The sequence below is a fragment of the Halomonas sp. MMSF_3323 genome, assembly GCF_030733595.1.
Taxonomy (GTDB): Bacteria; Pseudomonadota; Gammaproteobacteria; order Pseudomonadales; family Halomonadaceae; genus Halomonas; species Halomonas litopenaei.
This window is the reverse complement of the sequence record NZ_JASHIT010000026.1, coordinates 28,623-51,581: the sequence shown is the minus strand read 5'-3', so window position 1 is coordinate 51,581 and position 22,959 is coordinate 28,623. Positions and strand designations below refer to the sequence as shown.

At 66.4% G+C, this 22,959-nt stretch carries 24 protein-coding genes; 6 read left to right on the top strand and 18 right to left on the bottom strand.

The features are described 5' to 3' along the window. Positions 1-3: 3 nt before the first annotated feature. From RBB39_RS14075 to RBB39_RS14035, 9 genes are all read right to left on the bottom strand, one after another. Positions 4-1,629, bottom strand: a complete 1,626-nt coding sequence (locus tag RBB39_RS14075) for a pilus assembly protein TadG-related protein (protein WP_287163362.1) — start codon at positions 1,627-1,629, stop codon at positions 4-6. A gap of 154 nt (positions 1,630-1,783) precedes the next feature. Continuing rightward, positions 1,784-2,203: a DUF3613 domain-containing protein gene (locus RBB39_RS14070; protein WP_108448539.1), complete on the bottom strand. Its 420-nt coding sequence runs from the start codon at positions 2,201-2,203 to the stop codon at positions 1,784-1,786. Then, positions 2,200-3,009, bottom strand: coding sequence for a hypothetical protein (locus RBB39_RS14065; protein ID WP_162816407.1), 810 nt, complete (start codon positions 3,007-3,009; stop codon positions 2,200-2,202). Before RBB39_RS14065 ends, RBB39_RS14070 begins: the two co-directional genes overlap by 4 nt. 22 nt (positions 3,010-3,031) lie before the next feature. Further along, complete coding sequence (locus tag RBB39_RS14060) at positions 3,032-3,910, bottom strand: type II secretion system F family protein (protein WP_045991405.1); 879 nt, start codon at positions 3,908-3,910, stop codon at positions 3,032-3,034. A gap of 44 nt (positions 3,911-3,954) precedes the next feature. Then, on the bottom strand, positions 3,955-4,833 hold the full coding sequence (locus RBB39_RS14055; protein ID WP_287163365.1) for a type II secretion system F family protein: 879 nt from the start codon (positions 4,831-4,833) through the stop codon (positions 3,955-3,957). Further along, the gene (locus RBB39_RS14050; RefSeq protein ID WP_052704231.1) at positions 4,830-6,110 is read right to left on the bottom strand and encodes a CpaF family protein; all 1,281 of its coding nucleotides are present in this window, start codon (positions 6,108-6,110) and stop codon (positions 4,830-4,832) included. The genes RBB39_RS14055 and RBB39_RS14050 overlap by 4 nt, the downstream gene beginning before the upstream one ends. A gap of 43 nt (positions 6,111-6,153) precedes the next feature. Beyond that, the gene (locus tag RBB39_RS14045; RefSeq protein ID WP_162197823.1) at positions 6,154-7,449 is read right to left on the bottom strand and encodes a type II and III secretion system protein family protein; all 1,296 of its coding nucleotides are present in this window, start codon (positions 7,447-7,449) and stop codon (positions 6,154-6,156) included. A 229-nt stretch (positions 7,450-7,678) separates the two neighbouring features. Then, complete coding sequence (gene cpaB / locus RBB39_RS14040) at positions 7,679-8,596, bottom strand: Flp pilus assembly protein CpaB (protein ID WP_052704229.1); 918 nt, start codon at positions 8,594-8,596, stop codon at positions 7,679-7,681. Between the two features lie 58 nt (positions 8,597-8,654). Next, positions 8,655-8,897, bottom strand: coding sequence for a Flp family type IVb pilin (locus RBB39_RS14035; RefSeq protein WP_045991403.1), 243 nt, complete (start codon positions 8,895-8,897; stop codon positions 8,655-8,657). Positions 8,898-9,335: 438 nt separating this feature from the next. Between RBB39_RS14035 and RBB39_RS14030 the strand changes: the two genes are divergently transcribed. The 3 genes from RBB39_RS14030 to RBB39_RS14020 all read left to right on the top strand — a co-directional run bounded on the left by RBB39_RS14030 (position 9,336) and on the right by RBB39_RS14020 (position 12,810). After that, positions 9,336-10,679 (top strand): MATE family efflux transporter, encoded by a 1,344-nt coding sequence (locus RBB39_RS14030; protein ID WP_231498423.1) that lies wholly within the window; start codon positions 9,336-9,338, stop codon positions 10,677-10,679. 151 nt (positions 10,680-10,830) lie between these two features. Next, positions 10,831-12,138 carry a short-chain fatty acid transporter gene (locus RBB39_RS14025; RefSeq protein WP_045991402.1) on the top strand — a complete coding sequence of 436 codons (1,308 nt, stop codon included), beginning with the start codon at positions 10,831-10,833 and terminating at the stop codon, positions 12,136-12,138. 168 nt (positions 12,139-12,306) lie between these two features. After that, a complete protein-coding gene (locus RBB39_RS14020; protein ID WP_045991401.1) occupies positions 12,307-12,810 on the top strand; it encodes an acyl-CoA thioesterase in 504 nt (167 codons plus the stop codon). A 120-nt stretch (positions 12,811-12,930) separates the two neighbouring features. Here RBB39_RS14020 and RBB39_RS14015 read toward each other — a convergent pair whose 3' ends face one another. The 3 genes from RBB39_RS14015 to RBB39_RS14005 all read right to left on the bottom strand — a co-directional run bounded on the left by RBB39_RS14015 (position 12,931) and on the right by RBB39_RS14005 (position 14,639). Next, complete coding sequence (locus RBB39_RS14015) at positions 12,931-13,245, bottom strand: I78 family peptidase inhibitor (RefSeq protein WP_045991400.1); 315 nt, start codon at positions 13,243-13,245, stop codon at positions 12,931-12,933. A 356-nt stretch (positions 13,246-13,601) separates the two neighbouring features. Continuing rightward, positions 13,602-13,733, bottom strand: coding sequence for an entericidin A/B family lipoprotein (locus RBB39_RS14010; protein ID WP_045991399.1), 132 nt, complete (start codon positions 13,731-13,733; stop codon positions 13,602-13,604). A 159-nt stretch (positions 13,734-13,892) separates the two neighbouring features. Further along, positions 13,893-14,639 (bottom strand): sulfite exporter TauE/SafE family protein, encoded by a 747-nt coding sequence (locus RBB39_RS14005; RefSeq protein ID WP_045991398.1) that lies wholly within the window; start codon positions 14,637-14,639, stop codon positions 13,893-13,895. 91 nt (positions 14,640-14,730) lie between these two features. Here RBB39_RS14005 and RBB39_RS14000 point away from each other — a divergent pair, with 91 nt between their 5' ends. Continuing rightward, the gene (locus RBB39_RS14000) at positions 14,731-15,156 is read left to right on the top strand and encodes an HIT domain-containing protein (RefSeq protein ID WP_045991397.1); all 426 of its coding nucleotides are present in this window, start codon (positions 14,731-14,733) and stop codon (positions 15,154-15,156) included. Positions 15,157-15,264: 108 nt separating this feature from the next. On the opposite strand, the gene RBB39_RS13995 is transcribed toward RBB39_RS14000, so the two are convergent. The 4 genes from RBB39_RS13995 to RBB39_RS13980 are packed head-to-tail and all read right to left on the bottom strand — an operon-like array spanning position 15,265 to position 17,946. Next, positions 15,265-16,320: a nickel/cobalt transporter gene (locus RBB39_RS13995; protein WP_045991396.1), complete on the bottom strand. Its 1,056-nt coding sequence runs from the start codon at positions 16,318-16,320 to the stop codon at positions 15,265-15,267. Continuing rightward, entirely contained in the window at positions 16,314-16,958 is a 645-nt protein-coding gene (locus RBB39_RS13990; RefSeq protein ID WP_045991441.1) for a DUF1007 family protein, read from the bottom strand. Before RBB39_RS13990 ends, RBB39_RS13995 begins: the two co-directional genes overlap by 7 nt. 59 nt (positions 16,959-17,017) lie before the next feature. Then, positions 17,018-17,395, bottom strand: coding sequence for a hypothetical protein (locus RBB39_RS13985; protein WP_052704228.1), 378 nt, complete (start codon positions 17,393-17,395; stop codon positions 17,018-17,020). Between the two features lie 17 nt (positions 17,396-17,412). Continuing rightward, positions 17,413-17,946: a hypothetical protein gene (locus tag RBB39_RS13980; RefSeq protein ID WP_108195008.1), complete on the bottom strand. Its 534-nt coding sequence runs from the start codon at positions 17,944-17,946 to the stop codon at positions 17,413-17,415. 212 nt (positions 17,947-18,158) lie between these two features. Between RBB39_RS13980 and RBB39_RS13975 the strand changes: the two genes are divergently transcribed. Beyond that, the gene (locus RBB39_RS13975) at positions 18,159-19,295 is read left to right on the top strand and encodes a glycerate kinase (protein WP_045991393.1); all 1,137 of its coding nucleotides are present in this window, start codon (positions 18,159-18,161) and stop codon (positions 19,293-19,295) included. Between the two features lie 181 nt (positions 19,296-19,476). After that, complete coding sequence (locus RBB39_RS13970) at positions 19,477-19,950, top strand: Dps family protein (protein ID WP_045991392.1); 474 nt, start codon at positions 19,477-19,479, stop codon at positions 19,948-19,950. A gap of 78 nt (positions 19,951-20,028) precedes the next feature. Here the strand turns inward: RBB39_RS13970 and rmuC are convergent, their stop codons facing one another. After that, on the bottom strand, positions 20,029-21,471 hold the full coding sequence (gene rmuC / locus RBB39_RS13965; protein WP_045991391.1) for a DNA recombination protein RmuC: 1,443 nt from the start codon (positions 21,469-21,471) through the stop codon (positions 20,029-20,031). Between the two features lie 12 nt (positions 21,472-21,483). After that, a complete protein-coding gene (locus tag RBB39_RS13960) occupies positions 21,484-22,950 on the bottom strand; it encodes an aminoacyl-histidine dipeptidase (RefSeq protein ID WP_045991390.1) in 1,467 nt (488 codons plus the stop codon). Positions 22,951-22,959: the final 9 nt, after the last annotated feature.

Below are 22,959 nucleotides of genomic sequence, written 5' to 3'. Positions count from 1 at the left end.
GGTCTAGGTTCCTCCTCGACAGCCGGCCTGGGTTGCCTCGCAGGCAGTCAACGACTCGACGCCTCCGGCGTCCACCGCCAGCACCCGCACCTCCAGGGTGTTGATACCGATGCCCAACCCCTCGAGCAGCGGCTCGAGCAGTATCGTATTGACGTCCGTAAGGGTCCCGGACAACAGCGCCGAGAGCCCCAGGTCTGATAGCAGGCCGCTGAGCACGCCGGTCAGTTGAGCCCCCCCCTGGTCATCGAACTCCGCCCCCTTCTGCGCTGGCCAGCGGATGAGCTGCGTGGCATCACCAGTCCCGCCGGAGCGCACGGTCTGCGACACCGAGCCGATGCCGAGCAATCCAGTACCCTCCACCGACTGGGTGACCTCGAGCAATTCGCGCCTGGCGGCGAGCGTCAGCGCGAGGCTATCGTCCGCTGGGGCCAGTGAACCGATCGCCGCCTTGCCACTGGCCCCGGTCACTCGCGTGCTCGCCTTCACACCGATCAGCCCAAGAACATTCAGCTCGACATCCAGCGCCACCCCGAGCTGGGCATTGCGTGCCACGCTGCGATAGCAACTGGAAGGTGCACAATCGCTCGCGAGGCTTGCTACTGCGGGCCCCGGAGGGCCCACGGCGATGCTCGGCGGCGAGATGACGTCGAGTTCAAGCGAGATATCGGCAAGGCCTAGCCCCAGGCCGACAACAAGCGGCGAGAGGTCGGCCAAGCCGAGACTGACGCCATCCTGCTGCTTGCTGGTCGTCAGCAGCAACGCCCCTTCGAGCAGATCCCGTACCGGAACGCGTGCCTCGAGCAAGGATGTCATCGACACTTCGCCGCTGGTATCGATCGCCAGCAGCTCGCCCAGGGTGAAGCTCTCGCCCGGCGCGTCGCCAAGCACCGGGTTGCCACCCGCCAGATCCAACACCGATGCCAGTCGACTGCCCAGCGTGTGCAGATCCAGTGGTTCGTTCAAGGTCTGGGCCAAGTTCTGAGCCAGGCCCTCATCGAGGTCGACGTCCAGCGCTTCCACGTCCAGCACCTCGCCCAGGCTGACGTCCAGGCCCACGCCGTCATCTGCACCCAGCACGGTGAGATCGAGACTCCCCCCGATCAGCTTGCCGAGCAGCGCATCGAGCAGCGTCGACTCGCTGGTATCGAGCGCAAGCAGGCGGGTGCCGGCGCTCAGGGTCACCACTGCGGTTCGCCGCGCCACACCGCTGGCCTGGAGCATGACCAGATCTTCCACCTCGTTCCCGAGCAGCTCTCCCAGGTTGGCCAGCAGGCTGCTGGGCACCTGGCGGTTCAGGACCACCCTGACGGCGTTGGCCAGTCCCGCCTCGTCATCAAAAACACCTTCATCGTCCAGCGCCCCCTGGGTCACCGCCAGAGTGGCCTCGCCCTGTTCGCTATCGGCGCCCACGACGACTCCGTTGGCCGCGACGGCGGCGATGGCGGCCTGGCGCAGCTCTCCCGAGCGGCACGCCTCGCCCTGAAACAGCGCGTCGCAGCTTGCCGCCGTCGAGACCGCCGCCAGGTCGGCAGCCTGCTGAAGTCGGCGCTGCTCGAGATACAGGCGACCGGCGTCCAGTGCCAGCGTCACCACCACCACCAGCCCCACCAGCAAGAAGGCGGTCATCACGCCGATGGCGCCACGCTGGGAGGCCGGGCCACACCTGCGCTCCTTCGCTCGCCCAATCGCCTGAGAACTATCGCCCACCGGCCAGCCGGTTCTGGCCTTTCCGGTTACGTGATTCGGCCAGGGCTCAACCCGCGGCGACGGCGCCATGACACGTCTAGTCCTCGCCAAAGCCCGTCTCGATATAGCGCTCAGGAATCGGGTGGCCGAAGCTGTCCACATAGCGCTGGTAGATCTGACCTTGCACCTTGCCCGAAAGCGCCTGGGGCGAGGGTGACGCCAGGCGCCCGTCGCGCTGGACGGCCAGCAGCGTGCGGGTACGCTCGCCGAAGGGATCCCGGGTGGCCGGCAGGCGCACGACCTGCGACGAGGCAACGGCCTGGGAGCTGGTCTGCGCGGTTGCTGTCTGCTGCGCGCTGGCGCTGTCGGGCCAGAACACCAGCGCCAGGCTGACCAGCAGGCAGATAAGGGCGACGGTGACCAGCGTTCGCGGCTCGAGCAAGGTCTTTTTCGACAACAGGTTCGACAGCATGGACAGGCGCTCCTTGCACGGATGGATGGATCGACGAGGCTTCATGACTCTTCACTCTCGGCCTGCGCCCCCGGACGTGATACCGACGGCGATGCCGAGCCCGATGCAGAGAGCTCTGTGGCTGCAGCGCTATCGCGCACGCCCACCAGCCGTGCATCCACGCCGAAGTGCAGGGCGGCGTCGGCGGCACGCTGCCGCTGTCCGCTGCGGCTCAGCGCCAGCACCAGATTGGCGGCGGCCTGCTCGTGCCCCGGGTCCAGCTCGAGCGCGGTGCGGAACTCCTCGGCGGCGGCCCGATTGTCCCCCGCCAGCATCAGCAGATAGCCCAGGTCGTTGCGAATGCGTGGATCAATCGGCCGTGTCTGGCGGGCTTCGCGCATCAGCGCCAGCGCCTGCTCACGCCGTCCCTCGCTGAAGGCATTGCGGGCCAACCCGCGATAGCCGTCCGCAGCCAGGCAGGTGCCCAGCAGGGCCTCGTAGGCCCGGTCGCTGGTGACAGTGTCGCCGACGGCGCGTAGCGCCTCGCCCTCAAGCCGCCAGGCCAGCGGTAGACCATAGTCGCCGGCCTCTAGATGGGCCGCGGCCGAGCGCGGCTTGTCGTCGTCCAGCATGCGCTGGATCAGCGACAGCTCGACGCCGATCTCGGCGTCGTAGCGTCGGCCGCAGGGGCCGACGCTCTGCTCCGGGGCGGCCCGCGAGATGTCCGGCGACAGCGCGCCCAGCGCCGCCATCGACGTCGGGCCATCCGGTGTACTCGAGCATCCGGTCATCAGCACCACACCGGTGACCAGCCACAGGGGACGCATCTTCGGTAATGGCGAGCGCTTCTTCAGCGTTGTTGTCGTGCGCATGGGCGCCTCCAGCGATCCGTTGTCATGGTCCACCGAGCGACCCCATCAGGCCGCCCAGGTTGACCAGCGCAGGCCCTGCCATGACGATCAGCAGGGCGGGAAACAGGCACAGCATCATGACCAGCGACATGGTGCCGGAGAGCTGGCTGACCTTCTGTTGCAGCCGGGTACGTCGCTGCGCCCCGAGGCGATCGACCAGGGTCGCCAGACTGTCCCTGGCTCGCCCGCCGGTACGGGCGATCTGGGCGAACAGCAGAAAGAACTGCTCGACCCCTTCGCTGGCCTGCACCGCGGCCGCCTCTTCCAGCACCCGTTCCCGGTCCTGGCCGCTGTCGATACGATTGGCCACGACACGAAGCTCCAGCACCATGTCCGGGGTGGTCGCACCAAGCTGCTGGATCAGCCGGTTGAGCAGACTCTCCAGGGTCATGCCGGTGTCCCACAGCATCCGCGTAACCTGCAGCACCAGTTCGATATCCTCATCGAGTCGCCGAATACGTCGCCGCCGCTTGCGCTCCATGGCGAGCCAGCCGAGCCCGAGCGCGAAGCCTCCCCAGGCGGCGCCCATGGCGACCACCGCCAACGGTGGCCTGCCACCGGCCAGCGCCAGAAGCCCCCCCAGCATCACCGCACCGACAGCGAGCACGCCCCAGGCCAGCAACACCGCAAGCTGCGCCTTGGCACCGACATGCCCACACTGGCGCAGGCGCAGCGACAGTCGCGCCGCCATGCCCTGCTGACGGGACCGACTACGCCACAGCCCGCGCCCCTCGCGCAGCAGCCGGGATTCGTCGTGGCGTCGCTCGCCCTCGGCGCCCAGCGGCCGGCGGGCGCTGATCAACAGCAGTGACGCCGCCAGCGCCAACGCCATCACCGCCCCGCTCCACCATAGGTTCCACATCCGCGCCTCCTGTTCGTTATCGTCATGTCGCGACGCGCCCGGGTTTACACCGACTTGAGCATTCGCCACAGCAGCCAGCCGCCGCCGAGCTGCAGCGCCACCGCCAGCATCAACGCCTGGCGTCCGCCGGCGCTTTCGAGCATCGGTGCCAGAAATTCCGGCTGGGTGAAGTGGATAAACAGCGTCAACGCCAGCGGCGACAGTCCCAGCACCCAGGCGCTGACGCGGGTCTCGCCGGTCATGGCGGCGAGTTCTCGGCTGCTTTGCTCGCGTTGATGCAGGGCCGAGGCGAAGGCGTCGAGCATCTCGGAAAGGCTGCCGCCGTGACGCTGATTGATGCGTATCGCGGTGGCCAGCAGCCGCAGTTCGTCGAGCCTGAGTATCTGGCCCTCCCGGGCCAGGCCCTCGTCCAGCTCCTGGCCCAGCTGGCGACGCAGCTTTACTCGGGAAAGGGCATCCGACAACGGCGGTCGAGAGCGTTTGATGGCCTGTTCGAAGGCGGTTTCCAGGCCCTGACCGGCGCCGAGCCCTCGCGTGATATGCCCAAGAAAGGGCCCAAGCTGGCGCCTCGCCCGGCGTCGCAGCCTTGCCGCCCTGAAGCGAATCAGGGCGTTGGCTGCCAGTACCATGACCAGCACCATGGCGGGTCCCCACACCGCCCCCAGCCTCGACAGCAGCAGCATCGCCAGCACCAGCAGGCAGCCTCCCGACAGCGCCACGACGGCCGGCGAGGCCGGCAGCCCCGCCGCGGTGAGTCGCTCCACCAGCCACTCCATCAACGAATCCTGGGACATCAGCCGCCGCCGGGCGGTGCGTGTGCCACCTGCGGCGCGTTCTGTAAGCGCACTGGCGCTCTTCAGCAACAGCCAGGCGGCGCCCCCCAGGCACAGGGCTACCAGCGAAAACATCCCCCAGACCGTCATGGCGAAGGCTCCTGCAGGGAGCTCAGCAGCCGGCGCCAGCCGATCGGTGAGTCATCGTCGCCCGGTGGCTGCAGCGAGGGCACCGCGCCACCGCCGGCTCGGTACAAGGGCTCCAGCTGGACTTCGCCGCGCTGGAGACCACCGACTCGCAGTACCTCGGCCACCCGACGCTTGCCGTCGCTGCCCCGCTCCACATGGACGATCAGATCGAGGGCGGTGGTGATGATCTGGCGTACCAGGGCGTCGGTGCCCTGAAAGCGTGACATCCGTACCATCATTTCCAGGCGCACCACGGCGTCGCCGGCTGAGTTGGCGTGCACCGTGCTCATGGAGCCCTGGTGGCCGGTATTCATGGCCTGCAGCATGTCGAGCACCTCGTCGCCCCGGCTCTCCCCCAGCAGCACCCGGTCAGGACGCATGCGCAGGGCGTTCTTGACCAGGGCGCTGGCGCCGACTTCGCCCTCGCCTTCGATGTTTGGCGCCCGGGTCTCGAGGCGTACCACGTGATGGCTGGCGAGCTGCAGCTCGGCGCTGTCCTCGATGGTCACCACCCGCTGGCTGGCCGGTATCGCCCCACTCAAGACGTTGAGCAGGGTGGTCTTGCCGGCACCGGTGCCGCCGCTAATCAGCACATTGCAGCGCTCTTCCACCGCCCGGCGCAGAAAGGTCATGAGGTTGGGCGGCACACTGCCCATGGCCACCAGGTCATCGGCACCAAGCGCCTCGCGGCGAAACTTGCGAATCGACACGCTGGGGCCATTGAGCGACAGCGGTGCGATGATGGCGTTGACCCGGGAGCCGTCGGCCAGTCGCGCGTCGACCATGGGGCTCGACTCGTCCAGCCGTTTACCCAGGGGGGCCAGCATGCGTCGCACCACCCTCAGCACATGGTCGTCGTCGAGGAAGTTGACCGCGCAGGGTTCGAGCCGACCACCGCGCTCGATAAACACCTGGGAATGGCCGTTGATCAGGATGTCCGAGATACCGTCATCGGCGAGCAGCGGTTCCAGCGGCCCAAAGCCGTTGAGCTCGCGGCAGACACCTTCGACCAGCCGCTCGAGACACTCGTCGGAACGGGCGTAGCCCCTGAGTCTGAGGGTCTCCTCGATCAGCTCCCGCACCCGCTGGCGTAGCTGCAGCGGATCATCCAGCAGTCCCCGTGAATCATCCTCGAGGCGCTCGATGACCAGCTGGTGCAACTCGCTGACCAGCCCAGGCCCCACCACCGGGGCGGACTGGGGCTCAGTTTCCTGGACTCGCTTTTGACGAAAGTGCATGCATCCTCCTGATCGCCGAACACCAGCCGTCGAACGCCAACCTTCAGGGACTGAAGCCGACCTCGGAGACACGCTGGATCTCCTGGGCATCACGGGGATCGAACATCAGCTCGAGAAAATTGGGGTCATAGTCCTCGAAAGCCTCCCCAGGCATCGGCCCCAGATCGACGCCGGCAGCCAGTGGCCGCACCAGGTGGGGGGTCACGATCATCACCAGCTCCTTCTCGTCGCGATCCAGTCGGGTGGAGCGAAAGAAGCTGCCGATCACCGGGATATCGCCAAGCCCCGGAATCTTGTCCACGCTCTGGATGATGTTGCGACTGACCAGGCCACTGATGATGAAGCTCTCGCCGTTGCCGAGCTGCACGGTGGTGTCGGTCCTGCGCACGTTGAGTGCCGGCACCGCCACTCCCGCGGTCTGCACGCCCCGGGAGAAGTCGAGTTCGGACACCTCGGGCGCCACCTTGAGCATGATCCGACGCTCATCGAGCACCGTCGGCGTCAGCTGCAGGCGAATACCGAACTCCTTGAAGTCGACGCTGATCTCGTCATCGCCGCTTTGCACCGGGAAGGGAAACTCGCCACCGGCCAGGAAGCTGGCGGTCTGGCCCGACAGGCTGACCAGGCTGGGTTCGGCCAGGGTGTAGGCGAAGCCGTTGGCGCTCAGCGCACTGATCGCCGACAGCACCCCGCTGGTGTTGACCTGGATGATCGAGAAGCCACCGTCTCCGGCGTTGGGTGCCACCGCACCGCCAGAAAGGAAGTCGAGGGTCTCGTCGCTGCGCCCCAGCGCGAAGCGGGTGGAGCCGGCCTGGTTGCGACCGATGAAGAAGCCGGCCGAAGCCATGCGACTGCGGTTGACCTCGACGACGCGGATATCCGTCTGCACCTGAACAGGGCCTAGCTGCTGGCTGGCATCGATGGGAGGGGTAGCGAAGCGTGACACCGCCTGATCGTGGCGTTCCAACGACCTCGTAACGCCACGGATCTCGGCGCTGGAAGAATGGGGGGCCAGCGAGTACTCGCCTTCGAGCCCCTCGCCGCCGGCGGGACGTACCTGAATGAACGTCTCGCGGGGCTGACTGGCCCCCGCCGTCCACACCTTGAGGGTGGTGCTGCCCGGCCCCACCGCGGTGACCAGCAGCGAACGCGGGTCCAGAACCTGGGCCTCGACCACGTCGCCCCGCCCCACCGCCGTGCGGGTGATACGGCCGGGCTGGCCCAGCCACTCCTGATCGCCGACCGCCAGGGTCAGCGGCGGCTGTTGCGCCAGCGCCAGGCCGTTGCCTGTCGTGACGCCGGCCAGCATAAGTGCCAGACCGACTACAAGGCCAAGCACCAGGCTACGCCCAAGGCCGAACATCAGGCACGGTGCCGAAGGGGCCGCGTTCGCCAGACGGCTAACCGGTGTTCCGGCGCACGTACCCCCGCGCCCCGATCTGCGTGGGACGATCTCATTGTCTCGCGTCATGGTCCTTCCTGTTCCCTGCGCGGGCGCGGTATCTCGCCTTTCCCTCGGCGACTACCGGCCTCTCGTTATGGTTGTCTGCCTGCTTCTTCCACCGCCGTCACGGCAGGGTGACCACGCTGCGACTGGCGCCGACGTGCTGCACCACCCGATAGCCGGTCTGTGGCGGCGCGGGAGCACTTTTCGCTGCCGGTCGCTCGACACCGGTCAACTCCTCGAAGCTGACGGTCTGGCCCGGCTCACTGAGGCTCTGGCCCAGGGATACCGGCAGGAAGCTGGCGCCGCCTGCCATCATGCGCAGATCATCGATCCCCTCGCCAAAGCCGGCGGCCTCCTCGCTGCCCACCACCGCCAGGCGCAGCCGCCCGGTGGTCTCGGCCAGCAGCAGCCGGGCGGTCTCGGTCTCGGGCATCGCCAGCACCGCGGTGCGCTCTCCACCCTTTTCGTCGTCACCGTCCACGCCCACCAGTCGCTCGCCGACCCCCAGCACCGACACGTCGGCAAACAGTCGTCGCGCCAGGCGGTGTCGCTCGCCACCTTCCCCCTGAGCCTCGGCAAAATAGAGCACGTCGACGCGATCCCCCGGGGCGACGAAACCACCGCCACCGATCACCGCATCGATGCCGACCCCCACCGCGCGAAAGCCCGGAGGCACCACCTCGGCCAGAGCGCTGCCACCGACAAAGCCGCTTTCACGCAGCACGTCGCCTTCCGCCAGAGGACGTGCCAGGCGCGTGTCGGGCAACTGATCGAGAGCAGAGAAGGTGCTTGCAGGCGGCTCGGGGAAGTAGGCCAGGCGCAACGCGTCTTCGAGATCGGCAGGACGCTCCCCCGCTGCCAGGTCCCTGGCCGCCACCAGAACCGGATGGCCCAGAGGTTCGGGGGTGGGCTCGGGGCCTGACACCGAATCGACGCTCGTCGTCATCGCGGTACGACTTAGCGACCAGCCGATAAAGGCCATGACACAGGCAAGTACTACCAACCCGACGGCTGCCCAGCGCAACACCATTGGCGACATTCAAGCAACTCCCTTAGCATTCTAATATAAATCAATCGCAAATAAGGCAAAGCGAATATTAGGGGCCTTCGGTTGTCGGCGGGTTAATCGTATTGCTGATATTTTCGACAAAAGTGTTTAGCGCTTCAGGTATTCCCCCACTACTAAATGCGGCCACCAAGGCTACGGCTATAAGCGCAATAATGACGGCATACTCGATCGCGCTTGCTCCGCGCTGTCCACGGTAGCGGGGGTGATTCAGGGAGGAAGACTTGTGCACAGGGGCCGCCTCGCCCCGGGAAAAGCGCTGGAATACTTTCATTTTGACACTCCTGCGTAAAATCGTTTTTTTCTTTGTATATCGTCAGCTTTTCGCGAGTGATTCCGTTTTCTTCTTATACCTCCTGCCTTTTATTAATCCTTTTTTATTAATATCGACCTCTCTTTATTAGTAGTCATCCTGACTATTTTTGTCATCCTCTAGAATGAAACCAAACGTATCTATTGATTAACAGGAGATACAGATTGTTTCATCACACGAGATGACACTTGAATGATATATCGGACATTTCAACTCCAGACATGGCCCTGCCCTGAGCAACCACTTCCCGCAACGCGACCGCCATGCCTGGCGACGGCATTACCTTGAGGCCGTCGCCTTGGGGTCATGGCCTTGACCCCCTTCCCCCATCACCGGACACTTGCCCACCTCGCCGCCGTCCCGTTGCGCCCTTGCCTTCAGCCGAACAGGCCTTTCATCGTGTCGACCTCCACCAGCACCTTCTCGTCCACCCTCGAACGCCTGCCGCGCATCGCCGGCCTGGCCTGGCCGATCATCCTGTCCAATATCACGGTGCCGCTGCTGGGCCTCGTCGACACCGCCGTGGTCGGCCACCTGCCCGACTCACGCTACCTGGCCGGAGTGACGCTGGGCGCGACCCTGTTCGGCTTCCTCTACTGGGGGTTTGGCTTTCTGCGCATGGGGACCACCGGCCTGACCTCCCAGGCGCTGGGACGCGAGCGCGACGATCAGGTGCGCCACCTGCTGGGGCAGTCGCTGCTATTGGCAGGAGGGATCGGACTTGCGCTGATCCTGCTGGGTGACCCGCTGATCGCGCTGGGGCTATGGCTACTGGATGGAAGCCCCGAGGCTACCGGGCTCGCCGAGAGCTACGCCGCCATTCGTCTGCTGTCGGCGCCAGCGGTGCTGGCCAATTACGCCATCCTCGGCTGGTTCCTCGGCCAGCAGAACAGTCGGGTGACGCTGTTGCTGCTGCTGACCAACAACGGCGTCAATATCGTGCTCGATGTGCTGTTCGTGGTGGGACTCGACATGACCAGCGACGGCGTGGCCTGGGCAACGGTAATCGCCGACTACACCACCGCCGCCCTGGGGCTGTGGCTGTGCCGTCGACGCCTGGGCCGACTGGGCGGACATTTCGAGCGGGCGCGACTGTTGACCATTGGCGCCTACCGGGAGCTGTTCTCGGTCAACGCCAACCTGTTCGTGCGCACCCTTGGCCTGCTGTTCGCCCAGGCCTTCTTTACCGCCCAGGGGGCGTCCCAGGGCGACACCGTGCTGGCCGCCAACGCGGTGCTGCTGCAGTTCATCATGCTGACCTCCTACGGCCTGGACGGCTTCGCCAACGCCGCCGAGGCCCTTACCGGTCACGCCATCGGTCGCCGTCGTTTCGATGACTTCGCTCTCTCGGTGCGCGCGGCGGCGCTGTGCTCGCTGGCCACCGCGGCCCTGGCAAGCCTCGCCTTCGCGCTGGGCGGCAACGCCCTGATCGCGCTGCTTACCGGCCTGCCGGAGGTGCGCGCCACGGCGGCCCAGTTTCTGCCCTGGATGGTCGCCATGCCGCTGATCGCGGTGTGGAGCTACCTGCTCGATGGGGTCTTCATCGGCGCCACCGCGATTGCCGAAATGCGCAACTCCATCTTCATCGGTCTGGCGGTCTATCTGCCGCTGTGGTGGCTGACCCAGGGGCTCGGCAACCACGGCCTGTGGCTGGCCTTTACGACCTTTACCGCAGTGCGCTCGGCGGTACTTGTGACCTACTATCTTCGCTATCGCAGCACGCGCTGGCGTGACACCGCCTGAGGAGTGACGGCCGAAGATCACCGATGGTGAATGTGCCGAGACGTTATCTGCCTTACAGGTGGTTTTGACTCACGGGCGCCTGCTGCGGCACCGTTGACTCCCAGTGGCCCGGGAAGGCCCTCTTTCACAACCAGAAGAAGCGATACACGCCATGCTGAGAGCATTGTCACGACCCGCCGTGAAACTGGTGGAACGCTATCTGCCAGATCCCTACATCTTCGTCCTGTTGCTGACGATCATCGCCGCCGCAGCAGCCATCGCCATCGAACGCCAGTCGCCCATGGCCGTGCTCACCTACTGGGGTGACGGCTTCTGGAACCTGCTGAGCTTCTCCATGCAGATGCTGCTGGTGCTGGTCACCGGCTTCATGCTGGCAAGCTCACCGCCGGTCAAGCGACTGCTGCAGAGCCTGGCAGGCCTCGCCAACAACGCCGGCGCCGCCATCCTGCTGGTGACCCTGGTGTCGCTGGCGGCCAGCTGGATCAACTGGGGCTTCGGTCTGGTGGTCGGCGCACTGTTCGCCAAGGAGCTGGCCCGGGTCATTCGGGTGGACTACCGCCTGCTGGTGGCCAGCGCCTACTCCGGCTTCGTGGTCTGGCACGGTGGTCTTGCCGGCTCGGTGCCGCTGACCATCGCCACCGATGGCCACTTCTCGGTGGAGCAGATCGGCGTGATCGGCACCAGCGAGACGATCTTCTCCTACTTCAACCTGTTGATCGTGCTGGCCCTGTTCATCGCGGTGCCGCTGGTCAACCGGCTGATGCTGCCCGGCGAAAAGGAAAGCGTCTACGTCGATCCGGCGCTGCTGGGAGATGACGAGGACCGTCGGGTACGCATCACTCGCCCGGCCGAGCGCCTCGAGAACAGCATGACCCTGGCGCTGCTGGTGGGCGTACCGGGTCTGATCTATCTGATCAGCTACTTCGTCGGCGGCGGCGGTCTGAACCTGAACGTGGTCAACTTCATGTTCCTGTTCCTGGCCATCATCCTCCACCGCACCCCCCAGAGCCTGCTCAACAGCCTGCACGAGGGCATCAAGGGTGGCGCCGGCATCGTCATCCAGTTCCCCTTCTACGCCGGCATCATGGCCATCATGATCCAGTCGGGACTGGCCGAGACCATGTCCGAGGCGATGATCTCCTTTGCCACCGAGACCAGCCTGCCGTTCTGGACCTTCCTCAGCGCCGGCATCGTCAATATGTTCGTGCCCTCCGGCGGCGGCCAGTGGGCGGTTCAGGCCCCGGTGGTCATTCCTGCCGCCCAGGCGCTTGGCGTAGATATTCCCCGTGCGGCCATGGCCGTGGCCTGGGGTGACGCCTGGACCAACCTGCTGCAGCCCTTCTGGGCGCTGCCGGTACTTGGCATCGCCGGGCTAAAGGCCAAGGACATCATGGGCTTCTGCCTGATCCAGCTGTTCGTCACCGGCATCATCATCTCGGTCTGCCTGACCTGGCTGTAGAGGCCTCCCGGAGCGTCAGCCGGGCGCTTGGCGGCCTGTACAGCCGAGGCGACAACTGACTTTCAACGAGCGCCTTGTCCCCTTGCCGGGGGGCAAGGCGTTATGCTGTGGTGGAGCGCCAGACAGACGCCAACAGCCCCCCGCGCACCGTATTCCGAGGAAACTTCGATGGCAGAGCAGAGCCTACCGGGTCAGCACGAATTGAGCATGACCGTACTGATGACCCCCGACATGGCCAATTTCAGTGGCAAGGTACACGGTGGCGCCATCCTCAAGAAGCTCGACGAGGTCGCCTACGCCTGCGCCAGCCGCTATTCGGGCCATTATGTGGTGACCCTGTCGGTGGACCAGGTGCGCTTCAAGCAACCGATCCACGTGGGCGAGCTGGTGACTTTTCTGGCCAGCGTCAACCATGTGGGCCGCTCTTCCATGGAGATCGGCATCAAGGTGGTGGCGGAGGACATCCGCCAGAAGGTCATTCGCCACACCAATAGCTGCTACCTGACCATGGTGGCGGTGGACCCCGACGGCCGCCCGGCCTCGGTGCCTCCGCTGACCCTGGACACGCCGATCCGCAAGCTGCGCTACGAAAAAGCCGCGTTGCGCAAGAAGTTGCGCAAGCAGGCCGAAGAGGAAGAGATGCGAACGAACCAGGAACTGGGCGAGCGCTGAAGGTGTGTCATCGCCCGACAGCTCGATAGGTCTTCACACAACTAGTCCACACAACCAGTCCACACAACAAGGCCGCCCCGAAGGGCGGCCTTGTCGATTGCCGGGCGGGCAGCGTGACGCTCAGCCGCAGGCCAGCTCACGGATGACATCGGCATCATCCAGGCGCACGTTGAGGCGATCCAGCCGCAGGTCCATGGTGGCAACCCCGCCGGGACGCAGCACCCGCACCGTCTTGGCCCCGCTCTCGGCCTTGAGCCGTTCATCGAAGCTGGCGTCGTAGCTCTGGCCGACCAGGCCCTGCACCGCCTCGGCGTCGCAGGCCTCGGCCATGGGAGCGCGCTCCGGCGGCAGCGGTGCCGGTTCGCCGGATCCGCCGGACGACGACGAGCAGCCGGCCAGAGCCGCGACCAGCAGCAGGGGAAGAAGTGGTTTCATCGATGGCCTCCAGTGCCAGAAATCCTTGTGCAAGCGCCCGCCAGCCTCGTATCGCTGCAGCGCGCCTCAAAACCTATCACGGCGCTGCGCCTGACGGACAGGCCGTGGTCAACTCGTTGCCAACTGACAGACCTGGCGGTCGGGACGACGAACATGGAACCTGTTGGAGACAGCAATGGCGGGAAAGTTCCGACGGAGAAACAGATAGCGCGAGTCAGCAGAGGCACGGCGACAAAGAGCACCCATGGGGAGAACAGCGACGACGAGGCGGCTCACCGCCGTGGTTCTTCTCGCTGCCCCTACGTTTCCTGGCTCGGTCTAGCGGGAACGTTTCCGGCTAGACCGAGCCTTTCTGGCTAGCTGGAGCTTTTCTGGATCGCCTCTCCACCCTTCTCGATATCCTCGCCCACCCCACGAACGGTGTTGCAGCCGTTCAACAGCGCCAGGGTGAATACTGATACCAGAATCAACGACAGCATCCTTTTCATGGTTCCTATCTCCTTGCAGCCAGGCAGGTAAGCGAAATACATCATCCTCTGACAATCTAGCACGATCACCGCCCATCGCTAGCCTCCCAGCCAACGCTCGGACGAGGTAATCCGCCACACGGCACAACGCCAGACGCCGTCCGGCTACTGCGAAGCCCCTCACGACAGCGCCAGCTTGAGAATGATCACGCCAATCACCGCCACCGTCAGCCACTTGACCACCATGGCGCCACGGGAACTCATGTTGACCTTCACCGCCAACCAGGCCCCGGTCATGCTGCCGGCAGCCAGCACCAGGCCGTAGCTCCAGCGCACCTGGTCGTGCCACAGGAAGATGGCCAGCGCCGGCAGGGTGTAGACCAGGATGATCAGTACCTTGAAGGCGTTGACCTGGCCAAGATCGATCTTGAGCATGCGATAGAGCACGATCATGAACAGGATGCCGACACCCACCTGCAGAAAGCCGCCATAGAGCCCGATGACAAACATCGCCAGATAGACCCCAGGGGTCAGTCGCTCGACGGTCAGCGGGCGGGTGTCGAGCTTCGGCTGGGGCAACAGCATGATGATCGCCGCAGCCACCATCACCACCATCAAAATGGTTTCGAACAGGGCGTCGCTGACCCTGAGCGCCAGCCACACCCCCAGCATCGAGCCCAGTACCGCGGGCACCGACAGGCGCAGGCTGAGACGGATATGACGGGCGCCGGCGCGGAAAAAGTTGGCCACCGCCGACACGCTTTGCAGGGTGATCGACACCCGGTTGGTACCGTTGGCCACCTGCGGCGGCAGGCCCAGAAACATCAACAGCGGCAGGGTCAGCATCGAGCCCCCGGCCGCCAGCACATTGATAAAACCTGCCACGATACCCGCAAGCAGCAGGGCCACTCCCTCGACTGGCGTCATCTGTCGTCCTCTGTTCGAATCATCTACCTTGTCACCCTGCCCACCCGCTCTGATGTACCCTAGGCGCTGGACACCATCCTGGAGGCCTTGCATGAGCGACTTCGTCGTCGATCCGCGCCTCGTCGCGGACAGCTACCCCATCACCGAACTGCCACTGTGTCAGCTGCGGCTGATGGACGACGCCCGCTATCCCTGGCTGGTGCTGATCCCGCGCCGCGCCGAGGTGAGCGAGGTGTACGATCTGTCCGAACAGGACCAGCAGCAGCTATGGCGAGAGGCCACCCGCATCGGCAAGGCGTTGAAGGCCTATGCCAGCGGCGACAAGCTCAATATCGCCAGCCTCGGCAATATGGTCGCGCAACTGCACATCCACGTCATCGTTCGCCACCAGGGCGACCCCGCCTGGCCTGGCCCGGTGTGGGGTCAGGGCCAGGCGACGCCCTACGACAAGGACAGCCTTGCCGCCACCAAGGACCGTATCCTGGCGCTGGCAGGCGGGCTGTCCTTCAAGGGTTGAACGAGACGGTGTGATGCTCGGGGCAGTGCCCCGGGCATGGCCCCGGGCCGCCAGATAGCGGACTACAGCCCAGGTCCCATCGCGAAAGCCAGGTCGAAGCGGCCTGGCTCAGGCTCCCAGTCCCCCTGGTCGCCCTCCGGGGGACATCAGTGGCAGGCTGGGGTCGCTGGCGCCGACCTGAGACATCAGCAGGATCCCGAGCCCGGCGATCAACAGCCCCCCAGTCAGCGCCACCAGCGCGCCCAGCCGCGCTATCACTCGACCACGAGCGGCGGAGGTCCGTGCGGCACGAGCGGCGACCCAGTCCCGCGCCAACACGCTGGCAAGCCCCAGCGTCGATACCGTCAAGGCGGTACCCAGCGACATCGCCAGTACCGCGGCCACCCCCATCCAGGGCTGGCCGAGCAGGCTGGTCACCCCCATCAGCAGCACCGCCCCGGAGCAGGGTCTTGCGCCGATCGCCAGCACCGCAAGCCAGGCCTCCCGACGCGGCCCGTGGGGCGAGACATGATGATGGCCGGAGCAGCAATCGTGGTGTTCGTGGTGACCGTGGTGGTGTTCGTGGTGACCGTGGTGTTGGTCGTGGCGGTGCGCTTCATGAGGGCCATGGTGGCCATCATGAGAAGGCGTCAGGTCCGCCGAGGAGGATCGCGCGATCTTGAGCAGTCGTCCAAGCGCCCGTGCACTCAGCCACAGGCCCAGCAGCGCGACCAGCGCAAAGCTCAGTCGCTCGACCCAGACCACGCTGCCCAGGGCCTCCCGGGTCAGCCAGCCAAGTCCCTGCACCAGCGCCAGGATCAGCACGATGGCCACCGCGCCCTGCAGCAGGGCGGCCGCCACCGACAGCGCCAGGGCCCGCCGCCAGGCTCCGCCCTGGGAGACCAGGTAGGCGCTGATCACGGCCTTGCCGTGGCCTGGCCCGGCGGCATGGAAAACGCCGTAGAACAGGCTCAGGCCGATCAAGGTCAGCCAGGCGTCGGAGGAAGGCGTCCGGTCGAGCAGCGTTACCGCCTGGGTCAAGCGGCGGTGCAGGTCGGCCTGCATGGCGATAACCCAGTGTCCGAGGGCGTCCAGCGCACCGCTGGCCTCGAGCGCCAGGATGAGCACCGCCACCACGCCCAGTGCAAGAACCAACTGCAGCCAGGGTCGTTGCCTGCTCAGCATGACACCCGCCCCGTCTCGGCAAAGAAGCGACCGAGCCCCTGGGGGGCGCTATCGTCGACATCGAGCTGGGCCGCCGCCATGACCTTCTCGGGATCGGGGTCGGCGACGATGATCGACGCCTGACAGGCATCCGGCACGCTCAACGCCTGGGCCAGAGGCCCCTCGTCGTCGGCTTCGTGCACCACCTCGACGAAGTAGGAGGGATCGAAGACGCGATATTCCAGGGTACTGCCGGCAAGGTCCTGAGGCTCGGCCAGCGGCAGCCGAAAGTGCAGCACCACGCGCTCGTCACGGGCCATCACCGTGGCTTCGCTGACCGCTGCGAAGGCCAGCGCCTGGCCGTCGACCTCGGCCTCGGTAAAGAAGTCCCGGGGCGCAAGATTGACCAGCATGTCGCCCCCCAGCCGATCCAGGGCGGCGTCCTGGCCGTCCTCGGCGGCGCGAGCCTCCTCGAGCAGCACCAGGCTGTAGAAGGGATCCAGGCGCCATACCTGGCGCAGGGCGGTGACCCGCCCCTGGTCGTCGGTCTCGAGCGTCACCGACAGATCCACCCAGCTATGGGGGTGCGCCATCGCCGGTGTGGCGGGCGCCAGCCACAGGCCGGCGCCCAGCGCGAGAGACAGAAGAAATGCCGCCACGGCGCGGCGATGCAAGTCCAAAGCGGCCTGAAATCCGGCCACAGCACGCGAGAGATAGATCAACGGGCGAGTCTTCCTTGTAGTTCGACAAACAGGGGTTCCACCACCGCAGGCGGCAAGCGCCGCCCGCCACGGTAGCCTTGCAGCGAGACGCTGGCACCGGAGGCGCCGGCAGGCTCGACCCGCGCCTCGAGGCGATAGCCCGGCGGACGTGCCAGGGAGGCGTCGATGCGCCCCAGTTCGCCGTCGGCCTGGGTGACGACGTAGCCCTGCTCCATCAGCATCGCCAGGGTTTCGTTCAGGGCCGGCCCGGGCGCTACCGCGACCAGCATCTGGCGCGGCGGCTCGGCTACCGACGATGAGCCGGCGCACCCCGACAGCCAGACGGCCATCAGCACCACCGCCAGCAGTCTCTTTCCGGGGGCCTTTCGCTCCACTGATGTCCACCTTCGCGTCATTGCACACCCCCGCTGCTGGATGCCACCGACGCCAGTTGCTGACGCACCGATGCACAGAAGTCGGCGTCACTGGCGGTGCGCGACTCACGTAGCTGGCCGGTCCAGTCAAACAGGCGAATATCCCGCGTCAGACGGACGTCCTGGCCATCCAGCGCCACCGAGACCCGCTCGACCCGGGTCGCATCGTCGTTGGTACCCCAGCCCCAGGAGCCAAAGCCGACCCCTACGCCGGCGCCGACGTGGCCACCGCTGCCACCCAGCACGAAGCCGCCCAGGCGTGGGCGCACGGCGTCGGCGTTATGGTAGGTGGTGCGCTCGGTCTTCTCGGCGCTGACCACCCCGAGTGCGGTATCGGTATCACGCACCAGGAAGTCGCGGCCTTCCAGCACCGTGACCACATCGGCCAGGGATACCGAGCCGGCTACCACCGGCCATTGACACCCGGACGAGGGAGCGGGTTCCGCCACCGGCATCTGCTGAGGCGTGCTCTGACAGGCGCTTAGCCAGGGCAACAGGCCCAGCACCGCCACTGATGAGCATTTCGCCCAAATGTTGCGGCCTCTATCGGGCAAATTTTTGTACATTTGCATCAGGACCTCCCAGCCAGGGGCGTGAAATACTGTCAAGAGTCTACGCTGTCCCGAGCCACGGGCAAACGCTCGCCCAGCCGAACCTCGGGCCCAGCGGCGATCGGCCTGTCGCCCCTCAGGCGTACGCCCACCTTTTCACCAGAGGACCGACCATGAACCTGTTGATCTGCCCCGACAGCTACAAGGATGCCCTGGCCGCCAGCGACGCCGCCCGCGCCATTGCCGAGGGGGCCCGCCGCGCCGACCCGGACATCACCATCGACGAGTGCCCCATGGCCGATGGTGGCGAGGGCAGCCTCGACGCCCTGCTCGGCGCCACCGGGGCTGAAAAACGCAGCGCCAGGGTACAGGACGCCCTGGGGCGCCCCGCCGAGGCCGCCTGGGGTTGGCACCCAGAGTCCCGCACCGGCTATATCGAGCTGGCCGAGGCCAGCGGCCTGCAGGCGCTGAGCCCGTCAGAGCGCACCGCGCTGGACAGCACCACCCACGGCGTCGGCGAGCTGATCCTGGCCGCCCTGGACGCTGGCGCCGAACGCCTGTTGATTACCCTGGGCGGCAGCGCCACCAACGACGGGGGCGCCGGCATGCTGGTGGCCCTGGGTGCCCGCCTGCTCGACGCCGACGACCAGCCGATTCCCCCCACCGGGGCGGGACTCGAGGGACTGGCACGGGTGGACCTGTCGGGGCTGGACTCGCGCCTGGCCGATGTCAGGGTGGAGGCGGCGGTGGACGTGGACAATCCGCTGCTGGGCGAGCGCGGCGCCAGCGCGGTCTTCGGTCCCCAGAAGGGTGCCAGCGAAGCCGATGTAGCGCGCCTGGACGCCGCCCTGGCGCACTGGGCCGACAAGGCTGCCGAGTGCCTCGGCGAGGACCTGCGCGACGCCCCCGGCACGGGCGCGGCCGGGGGCATGGGCTTTGCCGTCGCTGCCTTCCTTGGCGGCGAGCTTCGCCCCGGCATCGAGATGATCATGGAACAGGCCGGCATGGACGAACGCCTGGCACGAGCGGACCTGGTGATCACCGGAGAGGGCCAGCTCGATGGCCAGAGCCTGTCGGGCAAGACCCCGATCGGCATTTCGCGGGCGGCCCGCGCCAAGGGGGTGCCGGTGATCGTGCTGGCCGGTCGTATGGCGCCAGGCTGGCAGGCGGCGCTGGACGAGGGCGTCAGCGCCGCCTTCGCCCTGGCCGACGGCCCGATGGCACTGGACGAGGCGCTGGAACGCTGCGCCGAGCTGCTCGCCGATCGAAGCGAGAACCTGATTCGCACGCTCCAGGCCATCGGCCGTTGAAGGGAAAGCGACATGCCAAGGTGACAGGGCTGCCCTTGAAAGCGGCCTTCGTCGTCCCTATGTCATCCCTACGTCATAGGCAGGCGTCATCAATGGACGCTATCGTGGCGATGGAAGAGATTCACTCTCCAACGCCCTCCCTTAGGGATAGACTGGAACACAGCGATCAAGGAGGTATTGCATGAGCGACACTAACGCCATCGGCCTGCATTCTGGCAGCGCCAGCGATCTGGCCGAAAAGCTCAACGAGCTCCTGGCCAACTACCAGATCTTCTACATGAACGTTCGTGGCTATCACTGGAACGTGAGGGGCTCGAACTTCTTCGAACTCCACGAAAAATTCGAGGAATTCTACACCGACCTGCTGGCCAAGGTGGACGAGGTCGCCGAGCGCATCCTGACCCTCGGACACAAGCCGGTTCACGCCTACAGCGACTATATCTCGCTGTCGCGCATCACCGAGGCCAAGGACGTGCATGACGGCGAAGCCTGCGTACGCGGCGTGCTGGAAGGCTACCAGCGGCTGATCGAACTGCAGCGCGAGATCCTGTCCGTTGCCTCCGACGCCGACGATGAAGGCACCGCCTCCCAGGTCGGAGACTACATCCGCGAGCAGGAAAAGACCGTGTGGATGCTGGGCGCCTACCTGGGCTGACCCCCTGGCGACCCACGCAGTGCAAAGGAAGACGCCCCGCTCGGCTTGAGCGGGGCGTCGTCGTTTACGGCGGTCACTTCAGGCGTCGTCGACGGCCTGACCATCGTTGCCCAGCGTCGCCGGCGACTGAGCCGCCCTTTTGAGCTCCTCCGGCAGCGGCTTTTTCATCCGCGCGCCGAGGCGTTCGAGCTCGAGCGCCTGAGCGACCAGGCTGCCCTGGCCCTGGGACAGCCGGTTCATCGCCTGGTGATGACTGGCGCTGGCGCGCTCCAGGTGCTTGCCGACGTCGTCGAGGCTGTCGACGAACCCCGAGAACTTGGCCAGCAGGCGCTCTGCCCGTGACACGATGACCCGGGCGTTCTCGTTCTGGCGCTCCATGCTCCAGAGCCCCGCCACGGTACGCAGACTGGCCAGCAGGGTGGTCGGGGTGACCACCACCACCTGGCGGTCGAAGGCTTCCTGAAACAGCGAGGGATCACGCTCGAAGGCCGCGGCGAAGGCCGGCTCCACCGGTACGAACAGGAACACGAAGTCCGGCGAATGCAGCCCCGGCAGGGCCGGGTAGTCCTTGGCGGCGAGTCCGCGGATATGGCTGCGCAGCGAGGCCAGGTGGGCGCTCATGGCGCTTTCGCGCTCGGTTTCGTCGTCGGCGTTGACCACCCGGGTCCAGGCGGTCAGGGAGACCTTGGCGTCGACGATCAGGTGGCGATCCTCGGGCAGGTAGATGATGGCGTCGGGACGCTGGCGTCCCTGCTCGCCGTTCATCGACACCTCGCGGCGGTACTCGATGTCGCGCCGCAGGCCGCTGCGTTCCAGCACGGTCTCAAGCATCAACTCGCCCCAGCCGCCCTGGGCCTTCTGGTCGCCCTTGAGCGCCCGGGCAAGCCCCGCCGCCTCCTCGCCGAGGCGGGCGTTGAGACCCGCCAGCTGCTCGATCTGGGCCTTGAGCGATACCGCCTCGCGGCTGTGCTGTCCGGTCAGGTCCTCGACCCGCTGGCGGAACTGGTCCACCTGCTCGCGAAACGGCTTGAGCAGCGACTCGAGTCCCTCGCGGCTCTGGGTCTGGTAGGCCTGCTGGCGCTCGTCGAAGACCTGGCCCGCGAGCCGATGAAATTCCTGCTTGAGCTGCTCCCGGGAGGATTCCACCAGCGCCATCTGCTCGCGATGACGCGCCGCCATCTGCTCGCGCTCGGTCTCCAGGCGGGCGTTATGCTCACGCACATCGGCGAGCTGCTGACGCGCGGCGCCGAGCTCGCCCCGCTGGGTCTCGAGCTGCTCTCGGCTGGCGTCGAGCTGGGCATCGCTGATGGCCAGCTCCTGCTCGAGCTGGCGTGCGGCCTCGCGCCGCTGCTCGAGCTGAGCCTTGGTCGTCTCGAGCTCTGCTGCCAGGGCCTGTTCACGCCGCTGCCCCTGTCGATACCCTCGCCAGGCCAGCGCCAGCAACGTCATCGCCAGCAGCGAGACGCCGGCAAGAGCCGGCGCCAGGGGCTGGTCGAACAGTGACTCGAGGGCCGGACTCATCTCAGCCTCATATCAGCGGGTGCCCTCGGCCAGGTCGCCGATCAGCGCCTTGAGCAGGCCGTAGAATTCCTCCACCGAAGCGATCTCGACGCGCTCGTCCGGCGAGTGGGCGCCGCGAATCAGGGGGCCGAAGGAAATCATCTGAAGCTCGGGGTACTTGCCGCCGAGAATCCCGCACTCGAGCCCGGCGTGGATGACCTTGATCTCCGGGTCCACCGCCAGGCGCTGACGATGCAGCTCACAGAAGCGCTTGAGCAGGTCGCTGTCGGGCTGAGGCGTCCAGCCGGGGTAACCGTTCTCGACCCGGGTACGGGCACCGATCAGCTCGAACAGCGCGGTGAAGCGCTCGGCCAGATCCATGGTGGCGCTGTCGCGCAGTGAACGCACCAGGGCGCACAGGTGAAAGCGGCCGTTCTCGAGGCTGACCACGCCCAGGTTGTTGGAGGTCTCGACTACGCCTGGCACCTCGACGCTCATGCGCTCGACACCGCAGGGCGCGGCGTGCAACGCCGCCACCAGCAGGCGGCTGGCGTGGCGGGTCAGCGCTTCCTCTCGCGGAGTGGCGCAGGGCTCCAGGGTCAGCCGCAGGCCCTCGTCGACGCCGGACAGCTCTCGGCGCATGTCGGCCTCGAGGCGCTCGATGCGCGAGCGCAGCGCGTCGATCTCGTCCCGAGGCACCATCACCACCGCCTCGGCCTCGCGGGGGATGGCGTTTCTCAGGGTGCCGCCACGGTAGTCGACCAGGCGCACCTCACAGCTGTCGAGGGCGCGCAGCACCCGCACCAGCAGGCGATTGGCGTTGCCCAGCCCCTTGTCGATATCGATTCCGGAGTGGCCACCACGCAGTCCCTTGAGGCTCAGCGTCAGGGCTTCTTCATCCTCGCCCACCGACTCCACCGGCAACTGGGCCTCGACCACCACGTCGGCGCCACCGGCACAACCGATGTAGACCTGGCCACGGTCCTCGGAGTCAAGGTTGAGCAACAGGCTGCCCTCCAGCCAGCATTCGGCCAGATTCAGCGCACCGCCCATGGAGGTCTCTTCCTCCAGGGTGAAGATCGCCTCCAGCGGACCATGGACGAGCTCATCATCGCCGAGGATCGCCAGCGCCGCCGCCACCCCCAGGCCATTGTCGGCGCCCAGGGTGGTCTGGTCGGCCTTGAGCCAGCCATCCTCGACCCGCGTGACGATGGGATCCCGGGTGAAGTCGTGGGGCTTGTCGGCGTTGGCCTGGGCCACCATGTCCAGATGGCCCTGGAGGATCACACCCGGTGCCCCTTCGCGCCCGGGGCTCGCCGGCTTGGACAGACGCAGGTTGCCGTAGGCGTCACGGTCGTGGGCGATGCCGTGCTCGTCTGCCCAGGCTTCAAGGATCTCGACCAGAGCCGCCTCGTGGCCCGAGGGGCGCGGCGTGTTGCACAGGGTACGGAAGTGACGCCATACGGCGGTCGGAGCGAGGCTATCGAGATGTTCGTTCATGATGTCTAT